This window comes from Bradyrhizobium sp. HKCCYLRH1030 (assembly GCF_051168395.1).
Taxonomy (GTDB): Bacteria; Pseudomonadota; Alphaproteobacteria; order Rhizobiales; family Xanthobacteraceae; genus Bradyrhizobium.
Map to the genome: position 1 here is coordinate 403,550 of NZ_JBNPUY010000007.1, position 15,513 is coordinate 419,062.

Consider the following 15,513-nt stretch of genomic DNA (forward strand, 5'->3'; position numbering starts at 1 on the left):
CGCCAGCTTGAATACTGGCGAGCGCACCCCGTCTGGGGATCCTTCAACCCTTGCATATGTGGACACTCTCGTGTTGGTCGCTCTGCACTTGCAAGGTACAATTCCTGAGCAAGTCCGGGGGTTAGAACATCCGAGAGGCGTGTTAGAATGCTCAAAGACGGGTGTTAGATTGTGTGAGAGGTCTCCTTCGGGACGGTAGACCGCCCGGGTTCCCCGTCAAGGCGCAGCGCGCCTGGCGCAATCAACGAGCAATTTCCTGGCGTTGATGAAATCAGGGCACCCGAAGCCTTCGGTGCGGCTTTCCAGGACGTCCTCCAACAGTTCCACGGACGCCTCGAACCTTCCCTGCGAGCGCCACAGGCTGGCCAAGCTCGTCGCCGTTCGCAGTTCCCACGCACGGGCTCCGCATGCCTTCGCGGCTTCGAGGGATTGAATGAAAAGCTCCTCCGCCCTGGGCATGTCCTTCATCGTTTCGGCCAAGAACACGTGACCTTTGATGCGAAGAAGCTCGGCGGCATTGAACATGTCTCCATTTCGCGCCACCGTAGCAAGTGCGTCGTCCGCCGCGTCAAGCGCTTCTCTCGCTTGACCCGCCATCAGCAATCCCTCCGCCAACGCACTCTTGAAGGCTGTGGTCATCAGTTCATAACGATGCGCGCGCGTCTCGATGAGGGCGTATCTCAGCATCGGCAGCCCCGCCTGGTGGTCACCTCGCATGACAGCGAGATAGCCTCGCACGCCAATTCCCGCCGCCTCATAGGCGACTATTGCGCGATTGCGCGCGTGATCGATCAGTCGCTCGATGCTCTGCTCCGCATTTTCCCAATCTCCGTTCCAAAGATAGACTGAAACAGCCCAGATAAGCGCGATGCAGAGCGTAAGCGGATGATTCAGCTTCCCGGCCTCGATCGAGACCTGCCGAGCCAATTCGGTCGCCCGGTCGGCGTATCCAAGAAGCCAGAGCGTGCGCGCCAGGCAGATTCCAGCGCGGTTGCGATAGTCGAGACCAAGACGGAATGAATCGACATGCTTTGATTCGGGTACGTGCCTGACAGCCGATTCCAGATACCCACGCGCCTTCTCGAGATCCTCCATGAGATGATGCGAGACACCCAGAAGGGAGCTTGCAGCCGCCAGCGCCCCCTGGTCATTCATCTTCAGTGCAACTGCCTCACTGCGTTCGGCATATTTGAGAGCCTCGCGAAAATTTCCGGTTCTGTAGTGAAACAGATGCAGGCGGCCGATCAATTGCAGTTGACTTGGCAAATCCCCCAAGTCCCCGGCCACTTCAAGTCCCCTTTCGAGTGATGTCCTGGCCTGCTGATTATTGCCTTGAGAAAACATGAGCGAGAGGCCAAGCGCCGCCTGCAAGGTCACCTCTCCACACGTCCCCCGGCTCGACTCATCCAGATTGACCATCGCCAGCTCCGTCCAGCGGCGACATTCCGTGACCAACGACGACTCGAGCAGCAGTGGAGCGGCCGCAGCGGTCAGTGCAATAGCGATCGACTTTTCGGTCTGAAGAAAGCTCCACTCCAATGCCGCACGTATGTTGCCGAGGTGAGGGTCGTAATCGGAGGCCCCGTCACGACCTGCCTCGGTCAGCCGAAGATTCTCGTGCTGTTCGGCCCACCTCAGATAAAACATGGCATGTCGCTGGAAGACGCCGTTGTCGTCGTCACGATCGATGAGCTTCGACAAGGCGTATGCGCGCGTGGTGTCGAGCAGACGATAGCGCGCCTCCGATGTCCCTGAAGCGACCGCTATCAGCGACTTGTCGACGAGGCTTGCGACGGCCTCGAACGCGAGCTCCTCGCTGAGATCATCCGGCCCGACCACGGCAACGACGGCTCGCATCGAGAAAAAACCAACGAAGACAGCTGACCGCCGAAGCACAAGCGATTCGTTGTCGGAGAGCAGACCGTAACTCCAATCCAGCGCAGCTGTCAGCGTCTGGTGACGCTGCAAAGCCGTGCGCCGCCCCTGGCCCAGCAGCCTGAACCGGTCATCGAGCAGAGCAGCCGTTCCTTTGACCCCGAAGGCGATCACCCGGCTTGCAGCGATTTCAATCGCCAGTGCTATTCCATCCAATCGCCGGCAGATGTCCCCGACGATCGGCGCATCGGCATCGTTCAATTCAAATGATGACCCATTCGCGAGAACGCGATCCAGGAACAATTGCGCCGCCGGAAACGCAAGCACGTCCGAGACTGTCTGCACATCGAGGGGCGGATTCTCCAATGACGGCAGTTGGAAGACATATTCTCCCTCCACCCGTAGCGCCTCACGACTCGTCGCGAGAATTCGCACCTTCGGTGCGTGCTGAAAAATATGCTCGGCGAGTGCCGCCGCAGAGGTGACGACGTGCTCGCAACTATCGAGGATCAGCAACATGCTCTTGTCGCGGATAAAGCTGATGATGGCCGGCGTCGGATCATCGGATTGAACCATGAGACCGAGCGTCGACGCCACGGCCGTCGGCACGAGCATGGGATCGTTCAGGGGCCCCAAGTCGAAGAAGGCCACGGCGCCGGCAACCTGCGGATTCGTGTGATGCGCAACAGCTATGGCCACCGTCGTCTTGCCGATCCCGCCTGGTCCAACGATGGTGACGAAGCGATCCTTGAGGAGCATCCCGCAGACTTTTTCGACCACCTCGTCGCGACCGATCATCCGGCTGAGACGCGGTGGCAGGCCATAGTTCGACTCGACAGCCCGACTGCGATCGTCTGCCTCTGCGCTCATCCGATATGATACAGGACAGACGAAACTGTACCCTTTGCCCGGCACCGTGGCGACAAATCTGGCGCCGGCTTCTCCGTCGCCCAGGACCTTGCGCAACACGCCGATGTGGAATCGCAGGCTGCCGGCATCGACGTTCACGTCCGGCCAGACCCGCGCCATCAGATCATGTTTGTCGACGACGCTGCCCGCCTGCTGCAGGAGCACAAGAAGAATATCCAGCGCGCGCGGCGGCAGGTGGACCGGTGTCGCACCTTTTCTCAGAGACCGCTCACTCACCCGGAGTATGAACGAGCCGAACGACACTTCATCCTCCTGCGACAACGTATCCTGAGGAATCATCCGGCATGTCCCGCTAAGGCGCCAACGGCCAATTCTTGAGATGTCTGCTTGTCAAAATCAAAGACACAAACGATCACAGGTCCAGCTTACGCGATCGACCTGCGACACTTTGCAACCGATCGCTCGCTTGTTGCCCCGAAAGGGACAAGCCGCCCTTGCTGCGCGTTGCGCAGGCATTTTTGCATCGTTTGCGTCTGCGAGTGAGCGAAACGTACAAAGCCGAGGAGGTTCATTCAAGTACCCGCCATCGAATTCGCCCCATATGTCCGGACGAACCCTGCGGATCATCGGAGGCGAAGATGAGCCAAGTGTCACAATTGACAAGACGGCGCTTTTGTTTGTGTTGCGTGGCATCGGCTACTTTCGCATCCGGTGGAGGGTGGCTGACGCCTCGGGCCGCGTATGCCGAAGCGAGGAACATCGTGGACATGATCCGTGCGGACGCGGCCACGGCATCCATCAAGGTCCACAAATTGCGCGGCGGCGTCAGCGTCCTCGAGGGCTCCGGCGGCAGTGTCGGCGTGCTCAGTGGACCGGACGGCAAGGTCATGATCGACGCCGGAATCACAGCGTCGAAGCCCCGAATGCTGGAAGCGCTGGCCAGTCTTGGAAGCGAGCCCGTGCGGCATCTCATCAACACGCATTGGCATTTCGACCACGCCGATGGCAACGAGTGGGTTCAGGCCCAGGGCGCGGCCATTACGGCTCACGAGAACACACGAAAACATTTGAAGACGATGCAGCGCGTCGAGGACTGGAACTTCGATTTCCCGGCCCTGGCGCCGAGCGCCATTCCCACGGACGTGTTTTCCGAACGGAAGCGGCTGACGGTGAACCGATCCACGATCGAACTTCAGTATTATGGGCCTGCTCACACCGACAGCGACATCTCGGTCCACTTCGTGGAAGCCGATATTCTGCATGTCGCGGATACCTTCTGGAATGGGATCTACCCGTTCATCGACTACTCGACCGGCGGCAGCATCGACGGCATGATCCGCGCAGCGGAGGCGAATCTGGCGAAGGCCGGTGACAAGACGATCGTGATCGCGGGACACGGCGTCCCGATCAGCAATCGCGCCGAGCTGCAGGACTATCGCGACATGCTGGTCGCCATCCGCGACAACGTCGCGCGGCTCAAGAAGCAGGAGAAGACGCTCGATGCGGTGGTCGCTGCCAGGCCGACGGCGGCCTTCGACGGCAAATGGGGTCAGTTCGTCATCACGCCGGCGCTGTTCACCAAGCTGGTCTATGAGGGCGTCTAGCTCGACAGGCCGAAGCGGCGACCCGTCACAGGGAGCACTGACATGAGCGACCCACAGAGGCAAACGGTTCTTGACGCCGGAACCACGACGGCGAATGCCCGTCTTGGCGTGGGATCCTGGACCATCATCGTGATCCTGGTCGCGCTGCTGGGAGCCTCAGGCTTCGTCGCCTATCTCGGCTGGACACTTGGAAGCGGCGCGGACGTGACGACCGCAGGCTATGTCGCGATGGCCCTGGGCGTGGTCGCTTCACTGGCCGTCGGAGTCGGGCTCATGGGCCTGGTGTTCTACAGCAGCCGCCGCGGCTACGACGAGCCTGCGGTGTTCATCACGACGGAGCAAGATTCCGAATGCTCTGTCGAGACGGACGGCGACAACAAATGATCCGCAACTTCCGGGATCACTCCGCAAACGAGCGCACGTTCCTGGCCTGGATACGGACCGCCATCGCCGTGATGGCATTCGGATTTGTCATCGAAAGATTCGATCTGATGCTGGAGGCCGCCGGCTTTGCCGCGGGCGCCGCGACACCGCGTGCGGCGGAGCGCGAATTCGCCAACATCGCGGGAACCTCGGCGATCGCCGTCGGGACGCTCCTGTTCGTCCTCGCGACCGTTCGCTTCCTGCGCAACGCGACCATGATCGACAGCGACGAGGAGCGAAAGATCCCGGGCTCGCGCATGGACATCGTGCTGGGCGGGCTGCTCAGTGTGATGGGAATTGCGCTGCTGGTGTACTTGTCCCACGTCTGACGCAGCCAGGTCAGCCGCGATCGACACCGAGGCGGTGTTCACTGCGCCGGCGCCGTTGGGACTGCTACTTCTCCGACGCGACCTCGGCTGCAATGCCCTGGAGCAGCTTCGACATCGCCTCGACTGCGGCCTTGGCGTCCGGGCCTGCGGCGTGCCTGGCGGCGATCCAGGCCGGATCATTGTACGACAGCCACGTGATGCCGTCCGCATCCTGCCAGACCAGCGCCTTCAGCGGCAGGTCGATGCCCGCGGTCTGCGCCGCCTGCATCACCGGTGTGCCGCCCTTGGCATTGCCGAAGATCAGCAGGTCGGTCGGGCGCAGCGACAGATCGACCGCCGCGGCGCCGGCCGCATGATCGACCCGCGCGAAGATGGTCAGGCCTCGCCGGGACACCGCGGCCTCGAGCCGCCTCATGGTCTCCGTCGGCTCGTAGTGGCTCTTCTGACTGATCAATCCTTCGGCGGCCATGGCGTCTGCTCCTGAGAGGCGGGCTGATAAGAGAACAAGTGTTGCTGCGAGCAAATGAGGCCGCGAACGGCGCAATTGCGGGTATGTCGCGTTCGGCATGGAAAACCTATTTGCTGCTCCTACTGAATTCCGGTTCCGGGATGAAGCCGTCCCGGTTGGGCATCCGGGTTCCAGGCAGGGAGTGATTGTCGAGCTGGCCCTCCGGAGGCAGGATCCCGTTGAGGCTGAGGATGTAGGCGGCCACCGCGTAGGTGTCGTCGACGCTGAGCGATCCCGGCGCCTGATAGGGCATGGCCCTGTGGATGTAGTCGAACAGGGTCGTGGCGTAAGGCCAGAAGCTTCCCACCGTTTTCACGGGCGTGGCCGAGGCCAGTGTCCCCTGCCCGCCAGCCAGCCGATCCTTGATGCCGCCAACGCCATTGTCGCCGTGGCAGGACGCGCAGTTCTCCGCGAAAACGTCCTTGCCTCGGGCCACCGTGCCGCTACCTGGCGGCAGGCCCTTTCCATCAGGTCGGACGTCGATGTCCCACAGCGCGATCTCACCGGGGGTCGCGGGGCGGCCGAAGTCCGCCGCCACTGCGGAGGAGACCAGCGCTGATACCATCGCGCCCGACAGCAGCGCCATTCTACGACAGGACATTTTGCACCCTTCCCGCCTGGTCGATGCTCCAGGTCTGCTGGGCGTTGTAGTGAAACAGGGCGTTGGTCCCCATCGTGGCGATGAAGGAGTTGCGGTCGGGCTGCACATGGCCCTTGTCGTCGGTCGCGCGGCTGACGATCTTTGTCGGCCTGCCGTCCCAGATCCAATCCATCTGGAAGCGTGTCTGGGCTTTCGGCAGCGCCGGAAGGTTCAGTTGCGCGTCCTGCCAGCTGTTCGCGCCGTCGGTGCTGATCTCCACCCTGGCGATCCTGCCGTGGCCGCTCCAGGCCAGTCCCGAAATGCGATTGTATCCCGGCCGGATCTGCATGGTGCCCGAGGGCTGCGTGATGACCGAGTTGGTCTCCATCCGCAGCTGGAATTGCCTGGCCTTGCCGTTGGCGAGGAGCTGCGTGTAGCGGGCCGTCTCCCAGCGGGTCATCCATGGCTGGTCGCCGAATTTCAGGCGGCGCAGCCATTTGATGTTCAGATTGCCCTCCATGCCGGGCAGGATCAGCCGGATCGGAAAACCGTGCGCCGGTCTGATCGGCTCGCCGTTCTGCCCGTAGGCGATGATCGCCTCATCGACGATCTCCTGGGTGAGCGGAATGCTGCGAGCCACGGCGGCGGCGTCTCCGCCCTCGGCGAGCATCCAGGTGGCAGCCGTGTCCTTCTCCACCAGCCCCAGAATGAACTTCAGCGGCACGCCGGTCCATTCGCTGGTGCTGACCAGCCCATGCGTGTTCTGAACGGTGAGATCGCCGTCGGCCTTCTTCCAATTCTCCCAGCCATTGCCGGTGCATTCGAGAAAGGCCATGCGGGAGATGGCCGGCATCGCCTTCAGATCGTCGACGGAGAACACCAGTTGTTTGCGGACCATGCCGTGCACGAGCAGCCGGTGCCTGGACGGGTCGAGGTCGGGGGCGCCAGCGTGACTGCGCTCGTAGTGCAGGTCGGACGGCGTGATGGCGCCGACGAGCTTCTGCAGGGGAGCTTTCGAGTTGATGGCGTCGGCGGGATCGACGTTGCGGCGCCCTGGCCCCGCCTCGGGGATCCGCCCGATCTGCACGTATGTCGACCGTGCGCTGAGCGCGCCCAAATCAGCTCCCGGCTCGCGGGCCGGCACGTCCGCGAGCGTTTCTGCCGCCGCGCTCGCAGCGGCCGTGCTTGCAACGAGGCCCGTCGTCGCGGCCGCGAGGAATTTCCTTCGATTCCACCCGACGTCGCTTCCGTGTCGTTCCGACATGCCGTTGTCCTCCTCACTCCGGAGCGAGCCGGGATCCGCTGCATCTTGTCCCGGCGCGTTCCGCGTTTGCCTCGAACGGAAATCGCCTGAGGGAAAGATTCCGCTGCGGCGACCTCGAACTGCGTGCGGCACGATCAGACCTGAGCCGCGCCGCCGTCCACGAACAATTCGGCCCCGTTGACGAAGGAGCTGTTGTCGGACGCCAGGAACAGGACCGCCTCCGCAATCTCGCTCGGCCGCCCGACCCGTCCGACCGGCGCCACATCGCTGTGCCCCTTCAGGAACTCGGCCATCTGGTCGTCCGTCATGCCGAATTTGTCGTAGGCCGGCGTCGGTACCGTGCCGGGGCTCACGACATTGACGCGGATCTTTCGATCTCTCAGATCGACGCTCCAGCCGCGAGCGAACGACCTGATCGCGGCCTTGCTCGCGGCATAGACGCTGAATGCAGGAATGCCCTTGATGGCGGCGATCGACGCGTTCAGCACGATCGAGGACCCCTCGCCCATCAGCGGCAGCGCCTTCTGCACGGTGAACAGGGTCCCACGGACGTTGACGCCAAACGTCTTGTCGAAGTGGGCCTCCGTGATCGACCCGAGCGGAGCGAACTCGCCGAGACCGGCATTCGCGAACAGAACATCCAGCCGCCCCTTGGTTCGCTTGATCTCGTCGAACAGACGATCGAGATCCCCGGGGTTCGCGATGTCGCCTTGGATTCCCCGGGCGTTCGACCCGATCGCGGCGACGGCCGTCTCGAGTTCGGCCGGCCGTCTCCCCGAAATGAAGACGAACGCGCCTTCCGCCGCAAACAGCTTTGCGGTCGCCAATCCGATGCCGCTGGTTCCACCAGTGACGAGCGCAATTTTCCCTGACAATCGGTTCATGTGGTACCCTTGAGCGGTCGGCTTCCGTAGGCGGCTCCGACGATGCGCGGTGACGCTAAGGGAACATGTCCAAAGCCGATTGGACCTTTCTGCGATTTTTGTCTCGATCACCCGATGTCCGTGTCGTCCAACGAGGACAACGTCAAACGAGCAAGCATCTGGAAGCGCCTCTCCGACCTGGGACTTTGGGGAGGGTCGATCGTTCGACGCAGGAATTGATCCGAATCCGGCATGCTCATCACCAGGTTACAGTCCCTGCGCTAGATATTGGCTCCATGATCACGGCTCGCGATGACAACCGAACCAGGAAAGAGCCGTCGGATCAGCATGTAAAAAATAGGTGTGAAAATCAGACCGAACAGCGTGACACCGATCATGCCGAAGAAGACGGCAACTCCGACCGCTTGTCGCATTTCGGCACCCGAGCCACTCGAAATTACGAGCGGCAGGACGCCGAGAATGAAGGCAAACGAAGTCATCAGAATAGGCCGCAGCCGCAAACGGCACGCCTCGATCACCGCCTCCAGTCGATCGCCGCCCTCGCGCTCGATATCGCGAGCAAATTCGACGATAAGGATGGCATTTTTGGCGGCGAGTCCCACCAGCACGATGAAGCCGATTTGGGTCAGGATGTTGATGTCCTGTCCCATAACGCGTACCCCAACGGTCGCCGCCAGCAGGCACATCGGCACGATCAGCAGCACGGCGAAGGGCAGGCTCCAACTGCCATATTGCGCCGCCAGAACCAGAAATACGAACAGCACGCAGATCGGGAAGACAAAAAGCCCCGCGTTCCCGCTCGTCGCCTGCTGATACGACAAATCGGTCCATTCGAAGGAAAAGCCGCTCGGCAGCGTCTGAGTGGCGAGATTGCGCATGATGTTGATCGCGGTCGCGGAGCTGGTGCCGGGCATCGTGTCGCCTTGCACTTCCGACGCTGGATACAAATTATACCGAGAAACTCGCTCCGGTCCCGCCTTGTCGGTGAGATTCAACACACTGCCAAGTAGCACCATGTCGCCGGCCCTGTTGCGGGTCTGTAGCCGGGCGAGATCAGTCGTATCCTTGCGGAACGGCAGGTCGGCTTGGGCGGTGACACGATAGGTGCGGCCGAGAATGTTGAAGTCGTTGACATAGGCCGAACCGAAATAGGTCTCGATCGTATCGGTGACGTTCTGGATCGGCAGCCCTAGCATCTGCGCCTTCTGTCGGTCGATCTCGACGAACACTTGCGGCGTGTTGGCCGTGAAAGGCGAGAACACCGCGGTCAGTCCGGGCACCCGCCGAGCGGCGGTGACCAGTTCGTCGGTTGCCGCCGCCAGCATCTCGGGCCCACGGCCTTGCCGATCCTGGATGCGCATCGCAAAGCCGCCCCCGGTACCGATGCCCGGAACCGCGGGTGGTGGCACCACAATGATGAATGCACTTTCGATCACCGACAGCCGCTTGCGCAGCTCCGCGGTGATCTTGGCCGCCGTCAGCCCCTTCTTGAGCCTTGCTTCCGGTGCGTCGAACACCGGAAACAGAGCGGCGGCGTTGCTCGACTGCGTTCTGGTTGCGCCAGACAGCCCCGCTAACGCCGGCACCCGCACGACGCCCGGAGTGTCCAGCGCGATGGCCTCGATCTGGCGCACCACTTCGGTGGTGCGCGCAAGCGAGGCGGCGCCGGGCAGCTGCACCGAGACGATGACGTAGCCGCGGTCCTGCGCCGGAATAAATCCTTGCGGTGTGGTGTAGAGCAACCAACCGGCACCACCGATCAGCGCCATGTAGATGACGAGCATCGGCGCCGAATGCCGGATGACGAAAGCGGCCGCCAGGCCGTAGCCTTCGGACAACCGATCAAAGCCGCGATTAAACGCAGCCGCCGCCCCGCCCCAACCACGAGCAACAACATTCCAGCTTGCCGGCGAACGCTTGTCCTGATGCGGCTGCAGAATGATCGACGCCAGAGCCGGCGATAGCGTGAGCGAACAAAAGCACGAGATCGCGGTGGCAACCGCGATGGTGATGGCGAACTGCTGAAAAAACTGGCCGGAGATCCCGCCCAGAAAAGCCGTCGGTACGAACACCGCGCACAAGACTAGTGCTATCGAAACCAGTGCCCCGCCGACCTCCTCCATCGTACAAAGCGCCGCGTCGCGCCGTCGCATCCCCGCCGCGAGATGCCGCTCGACATTTTCCACGACCACGATAGCGTCGTCGACCACAATGCCGACCGCGAGCACGAGTCCGAACAGCGTCAAGTTGTTGATGGAGAAGCCGAGCGCCGCCATCACCGAAAAAGTGCCGACGAGCGACACCGGAATCGCGATGATCGGGATGATCGCGGGTCGCCAGCCCTGCAGGAACACCAGCACGACGATGACCACCAAGATCATCGCCTCGTAAATGGTCTTGATTAGCTCGGATACCGACTGCGCGATGAACTCGGTCGGATTGTAGCCTATGTTGTAATCAAGCCCCTTGGGGAAGTCCGCCTTCAGCCGCTCCATTGTGCTGGAAATCGCCCTTGCGGTCGCTAGCGCATTGGAACCTGGACGCTGGGACACCAGCAGCGCCACGGCCTGTTTCCGCAGCAGAAAACCGTTGGTGGTGGAGGTAAGCGCGCCGAGTTCCACGCGGGCGACGTCACGTAATCTCACGGTGCGGCCATCGTCACCGGCTTTCAGCACGATGTCCTGGAATTCAGCAACATCCTTGAGCCGCCCAGTAAAGGTGAGGCTCGGCTGAAACGCGCGATCGGCAATCGGCGGCTCGGCGATCTGGCCGCCGGCGATCTGCAGGTTCTGCGCCCGGATGGCCCCCAACACATCGCTGGACGTCATTCCCAGGCTGGCGATTTTGTCCGGATCGAGCCACAGCCGCATGGAATAGTCGCGTGCAGCGAAAATCTGAATGTCCCCTATCCCATCGAGCCGCAGCAGCTGGTCGCGCACCTGGCGAAGCGCATAATTGGAGATATACAGCTGATCGTAAGTGTCGTCCGGTGACAGCATGAATACGACCATCAAGAGGTCGGGGCTGTTCTTGCGAGTCACGACTCCCGTACGCTGCACTTCCTCCGGCAACCGCGGCTGCGCGATGGCGACGCGGTTTTGCACCAGCACCTGGGCCTTATCGAGGTCGGTTCCGAGCTTGAAGGTTACCGTGACGGTCAATTGGCCGTTCGAGGTGGCCTGGCTGTAAAGATACAGCATGTCCTCGACGCCGTTGATCTCCTGCTCAATCGGCGTTGCCACCGTGTCCGAGACGGTCTGCGCCGATGCGCCGGGATACTGCGCTGTGACCACGACGGTCGGCGGTGCCACCTGCGGATATTCTGCGACTGGCAAGGTCTGATAAGCGATCACCCCGACGATCAGCAGCACGATCGACAAGACCATGGCCAGGATCGGCTGGTTGATGGACAGGCGCCCTAAGTTCATGGCTTGGCGTCGCCCACCTTGGCCGCATGCGGCGCCACCTTGGCGCCCACGCGGGCACGTTGAAGCCCGTCGATGATGACCCTGTCCTCAGGCCTCAGGCCTTGCTTGATAATGCGCAGCCCGTCATCGAGCGCGCCGAGCGTCACCGGCTTAGCCTCGACGAGGTCATCATCCTTGACCACATAAACGATCTTGCGCGACTGATCGGTGGCGATGGCGGCGTCAGGCAACAACAGTGCCTCATAGGGCGCGCTGCCGATGACACGGACCCGCGCGAATTGACCGGGCAGGATCGACAGATCGTCGTTGTCAACCAGAGCACGTCCGCGGAGTGTACCGGTGCCGACGTCCAGACGGTTGTCCAGAAAGTCCACCTTGCCCGCGCGGGACGGTTTAGTTTCGCCCGCCATGATGATCTGTACAGGATTGGGCGTATCGCGAGAGCTTGGTCGCTTGCCTTCGAACCAAAGCCTGCTGTTCCGCTGATAGATCGACTCATCCATGTCGAAATAGACGTGGATTGGATTCATCGATACGATCGAGGTGAGCAAGGTCGCACCGCTTTCGGACCCTTGCACCAGATTTCCGACGGTCACCAGATGACGGCTGATCCGCCCGGCAATCGGAGCCGTGACCTTGGTGAATTCGACGTCCAGTTCAGCGCGTTTCAGCGCGCCTTCCGCCTGCAATGTCGCCGCCTCGGCCGCAGCCAACGACTGCTTGCGCTGATCAACGATGTTTTCCGAGATGGCCTGGGTCCGGATCAAGGTCGTAGCGCGCTCGAGCTCGCGTTGCGCGAGTTCCACCTTCGCCTTGGCGTCGGCCAATTGACCTTGCGCCTGCTCGGCTGCGGCCTGATACTGGCGCGGATCGATTTCGTAGAGCAGGTCGCCGACGTTAACGATAGCGCCGTCCTTGAATGCCACTTTGGTCACAAAACCGGTCACGCGGGCGCGGATCTGCACCTGTTCCACTGCGTCGAAGCGGCCTGTAAATTCGTCCCAATCCGTGACCATCCGTTTCGTCGGCTGAGCCACCGTCACCGGCGGGGGCGGAGGTGCCGCCGCCTGCTCAGGCGGTTTGTCGCAGCTAGCAAGCAACACGACGGAGGAGGCGACGACAAAGAATAAGGTGCCCCTGAGCAATGGACAAAGACCGTTGCTACTCGCGCTAATCACTTTCCCCGGTGAACCGCCCAACAGCTGCCCCTCCACGTCGTCATTGCGAGCATATCGCTACAATCAGCTCCACGGTAGCCCTTTCAATACCGCGACAGCGCTCCTGAAGTCGGGAACTCGCTTCGCGAGCTCGATCCAGCAAGGCCGTCGTCCAGAGATCGTTTCATTCGCTTGACGGTTTAGCTGCGTGTACCCGCAGACCAGGACCCGCAGCAGAAGTCGCTGCGGGTCGCACCGAAATATATTGTATTCCGCCTCGATTATCGGTCGGCAGACTCGATGAACGCGGCGACCTCCCGCGGATGAGACAGCATCACTGCATGGCTGCTGCTTATCTCTTCCACGCGCGCACCGCTTCGCTTGGCCATCTTTCTTTGCGAGCTCGGGGTTATCATGCGGTCGTTCGACGGGATCAGGAAGACGCTTGGCTTCGCCTTCCAGCCCACCTTCGTGACCTTCGCTTCAACGGCCTGCAGGCCCCAGGGCACTTGCGCGACCGCCATGAACTCGGTGAGCGCCACGGGGGAATCTGCTGCAAAGGACGTCGGAAACTTCGCGGGATCGACCAGGAGATAGCCGTTCTCCGGAGGCAGCAGGGGCGCCTTCGCCTCGCCGGGCTCTGCTGGCCATGCATTGAGCGATGCGGCAGATTCGCCAGTGTCCGGCGCAAAAGCTGCGAGGTACGCCAAGCTTTTGACCTTCGGATTCTCGCCAGCCTGCGTGATCACCATGCCGCCATAGGAGTGTCCCACCAGCACGACAGGATATTTGGCTGTTGCGATCACAGCTTCTGTCGCGGCGACGTCGCCTTCGAGGGTGATAGTCGGATTCTGGACCACCAGCACTTCGTAGCCGTCCTTCTTGAGAATATCGTATACCGCTTGCCAGCCGGAGCCGTCGACGAACGCTCCGTGGACGAGGACGACGGATGTCGTTTTCTGCTGCTGAGCTCCCGAGGAGGTCGACGTCATAGCAAGCGCAGAGAGCGCCAGCAAAGGTGCCAGGTACTTCATCTTAATTCCTTTCGTGTTGTGGCCGGCATGACCAGTCAGCCAGCCTCGGCTTCGTGCGAACGTCTTGCATCAGTGGCGGTCGTTAGTTCGGTCGAGAAAGTCGTTGATCAACGGCGCCATCACGTCGAGTTGGTCCTCGAGTGCGAAGTGGCCGGAGTCGAGGATGTGCAACTCTGCTTCTGGCAAATCGCGCAGATACGCGTGCACGCCTACCTCAGCGAAGACCTTGTCGTTCTTGCCCCAGACGATCAGAGCGGGCGGCTTACGTTCGTGGAAAAACGCCTGGAAGGCCGGGTAAAGCGGGACGTTGGTCGCGTGGTCGTACAGCAGGTCGAGCTGAATATCCTTGTTGCCTGGACGATCCAGCAGTGCCTGGTCGTGGACCCAGTTGTCGGGACTGATGCGCGTCAGATCGCGCACGCCATCGGTGTACAGAAACTTCGTCGACTGGAGCGAGACGAGAAATGAAAGCGCATTTCTTCGCTCGTCCGTTGCTTCTTTCCAATACGCCTTGATCGGCTCCCAGGCCTCTCCCAATCCCTCCTCGTAGGCATTTCCGTTCTGGATGATGAGGCCAGTTACTCGCTCCGGATGCTTGAGGGCGAGGCGATAGCCGACCGGGGCGCCGTAATCCATGACGTACATGGCGTAGTGTCTTGCGCCGAGTTTATCGAGCAACACGTCGATCATCTCGGCATAGTTCGCGAACGAATAGGAAAACCGGTTGCGTTCGGGCATGTCGCTCTGCCCGAAGCCGGGATAATCCGGCGCAATGACATGATAGGTGTGAGCCAGCTTCGGGATCAAATTGCGGAACATATGGGATGACGTTGGAAAGCCGTGCAGAAGGAGAACGACAGGACCGTCGCTTGGCCCAGCTTCCCGGTAGAACATGTTTACGCCATTGATCGCGGCCGCGCGGTAATGAACCGTCGAAGCGCCCGCGCCGCAGGCCACAGTTGGCAGATTACAGTCATGAGCGGGCACCCCCGCGGGCTCTCCGAACGATGGAGATGCGCCTGCAATCGTCAGGGCAATGACAGTCGCGAAAGAAAGACGCATGGCAGCTCCTTCGGCCGTACAACCGATTCATTCCGCAATAGTCAGATACGATCGGCATCACTTGGCGAATCTGTTGATCCGTTGATTGCGCAATCCGCAAAAGAAGCGAGATTGGTTGCGTGATATCTCCGGCCGGCAGTCGCCGAGTTGTCGCAACTCATGCTCGGCAAGCGACGTCGCCAATATCTGCCAAAAGAGATCATCGTACGTCCACGACTTCCGCGACGATTGCCGTACGTTCGGCCAGAGTGGGAACCTTGGCCAAGTAGGCCTGATAATGCTGCGACGCGCGATGCGCTTCGACTGCGGCGCCATCTCGATAGAGCTCGTCAAGGACGTAACGATGATCGTCCACACTGTCGCGCCAGATGTCCCAACGAAGATTGCCGGGCTCTGCCCTGCAATGTGGCGCCATACTAACAAGCAATTCTCTAAGCTCGAGGCTCCTGCCGGGGTGGGCGACCAGAATGGCAGTAATCTTTGACGGCATTGTTC

Annotated in this window: 13 protein-coding genes; 3 read left to right on the plus strand and 10 right to left on the minus strand. The window is 61.4% G+C overall.

Annotated features, from left to right (window positions below):
• Nucleotides 1–216: 216 nt before the first annotated feature.
• The gene (locus ACQR1E_RS22480; RefSeq protein ID WP_315802205.1) at nucleotides 217–3,084 is read right to left on the minus strand and encodes an ATP-binding protein; all 2,868 of its coding nucleotides are present in this window, start codon (nucleotides 3,082–3,084) and stop codon (nucleotides 217–219) included.
• A gap of 299 nt (nucleotides 3,085–3,383) precedes the next feature.
• Between ACQR1E_RS22480 and ACQR1E_RS22485 the strand changes: the two genes are divergently transcribed.
• Genes ACQR1E_RS22485 through ACQR1E_RS22495 form a run of 3 tightly spaced genes read left to right on the plus strand, consistent with a single transcriptional unit; the run spans nucleotide 3,384 to nucleotide 5,101 of the window.
• On the plus strand, nucleotides 3,384–4,349 hold the full coding sequence (locus tag ACQR1E_RS22485; protein WP_250171853.1) for an MBL fold metallo-hydrolase: 966 nt from the start codon (nucleotides 3,384–3,386) through the stop codon (nucleotides 4,347–4,349).
• A 42-nt stretch (nucleotides 4,350–4,391) separates the two neighbouring features.
• Complete coding sequence (locus tag ACQR1E_RS22490) at nucleotides 4,392–4,733, plus strand: hypothetical protein (protein ID WP_315802204.1); 342 nt, start codon at nucleotides 4,392–4,394, stop codon at nucleotides 4,731–4,733.
• On the plus strand, nucleotides 4,730–5,101 hold the full coding sequence (locus tag ACQR1E_RS22495) for a YidH family protein (RefSeq protein ID WP_250171836.1): 372 nt from the start codon (nucleotides 4,730–4,732) through the stop codon (nucleotides 5,099–5,101). The genes ACQR1E_RS22490 and ACQR1E_RS22495 overlap by 4 nt, the downstream gene beginning before the upstream one ends.
• Before the next feature lie 64 nt (nucleotides 5,102–5,165).
• Here ACQR1E_RS22495 and ACQR1E_RS22500 read toward each other — a convergent pair whose 3' ends face one another.
• The 9 genes from ACQR1E_RS22500 to ACQR1E_RS22540 all read right to left on the minus strand — a co-directional run bounded on the left by ACQR1E_RS22500 (nucleotide 5,166) and on the right by ACQR1E_RS22540 (nucleotide 15,508).
• On the minus strand, nucleotides 5,166–5,570 hold the full coding sequence (locus tag ACQR1E_RS22500; RefSeq protein WP_250171837.1) for a DUF302 domain-containing protein: 405 nt from the start codon (nucleotides 5,568–5,570) through the stop codon (nucleotides 5,166–5,168).
• Nucleotides 5,571–5,676: 106 nt separating this feature from the next.
• Nucleotides 5,677–6,210 (minus strand): c-type cytochrome, encoded by a 534-nt coding sequence (locus ACQR1E_RS22505; RefSeq protein ID WP_434897573.1) that lies wholly within the window; start codon nucleotides 6,208–6,210, stop codon nucleotides 5,677–5,679.
• Nucleotides 6,197–7,453: a sulfite dehydrogenase gene (gene soxC, locus ACQR1E_RS22510; RefSeq protein ID WP_315802202.1), complete on the minus strand. Its 1,257-nt coding sequence runs from the start codon at nucleotides 7,451–7,453 to the stop codon at nucleotides 6,197–6,199. Before soxC ends, ACQR1E_RS22505 begins: the two co-directional genes overlap by 14 nt.
• A gap of 134 nt (nucleotides 7,454–7,587) precedes the next feature.
• Nucleotides 7,588–8,337, minus strand: coding sequence for an SDR family oxidoreductase (locus tag ACQR1E_RS22515; RefSeq protein WP_315802201.1), 750 nt, complete (start codon nucleotides 8,335–8,337; stop codon nucleotides 7,588–7,590).
• 260 nt (nucleotides 8,338–8,597) lie between these two features.
• Nucleotides 8,598–11,765 carry an efflux RND transporter permease subunit gene (locus ACQR1E_RS22520; protein ID WP_315802200.1) on the minus strand — a complete coding sequence of 1,056 codons (3,168 nt, stop codon included), beginning with the start codon at nucleotides 11,763–11,765 and terminating at the stop codon, nucleotides 8,598–8,600.
• On the minus strand, nucleotides 11,762–12,910 hold the full coding sequence (locus ACQR1E_RS22525) for an efflux RND transporter periplasmic adaptor subunit (protein ID WP_315802533.1): 1,149 nt from the start codon (nucleotides 12,908–12,910) through the stop codon (nucleotides 11,762–11,764). Before ACQR1E_RS22525 ends, ACQR1E_RS22520 begins: the two co-directional genes overlap by 4 nt.
• A 293-nt stretch (nucleotides 12,911–13,203) precedes the next feature.
• Nucleotides 13,204–13,914, minus strand: coding sequence for an alpha/beta fold hydrolase (locus ACQR1E_RS22530; protein ID WP_315802532.1), 711 nt, complete (start codon nucleotides 13,912–13,914; stop codon nucleotides 13,204–13,206).
• A 111-nt stretch (nucleotides 13,915–14,025) separates the two neighbouring features.
• Nucleotides 14,026–15,018, minus strand: coding sequence for an alpha/beta fold hydrolase (locus ACQR1E_RS22535; protein ID WP_434897574.1), 993 nt, complete (start codon nucleotides 15,016–15,018; stop codon nucleotides 14,026–14,028).
• Between the two features lie 199 nt (nucleotides 15,019–15,217).
• Nucleotides 15,218–15,508, minus strand: a complete 291-nt coding sequence (locus ACQR1E_RS22540) for a putative quinol monooxygenase (RefSeq protein WP_250171844.1) — start codon at nucleotides 15,506–15,508, stop codon at nucleotides 15,218–15,220.
• Between the last annotated feature and the right edge of the window lie 5 nt (nucleotides 15,509–15,513).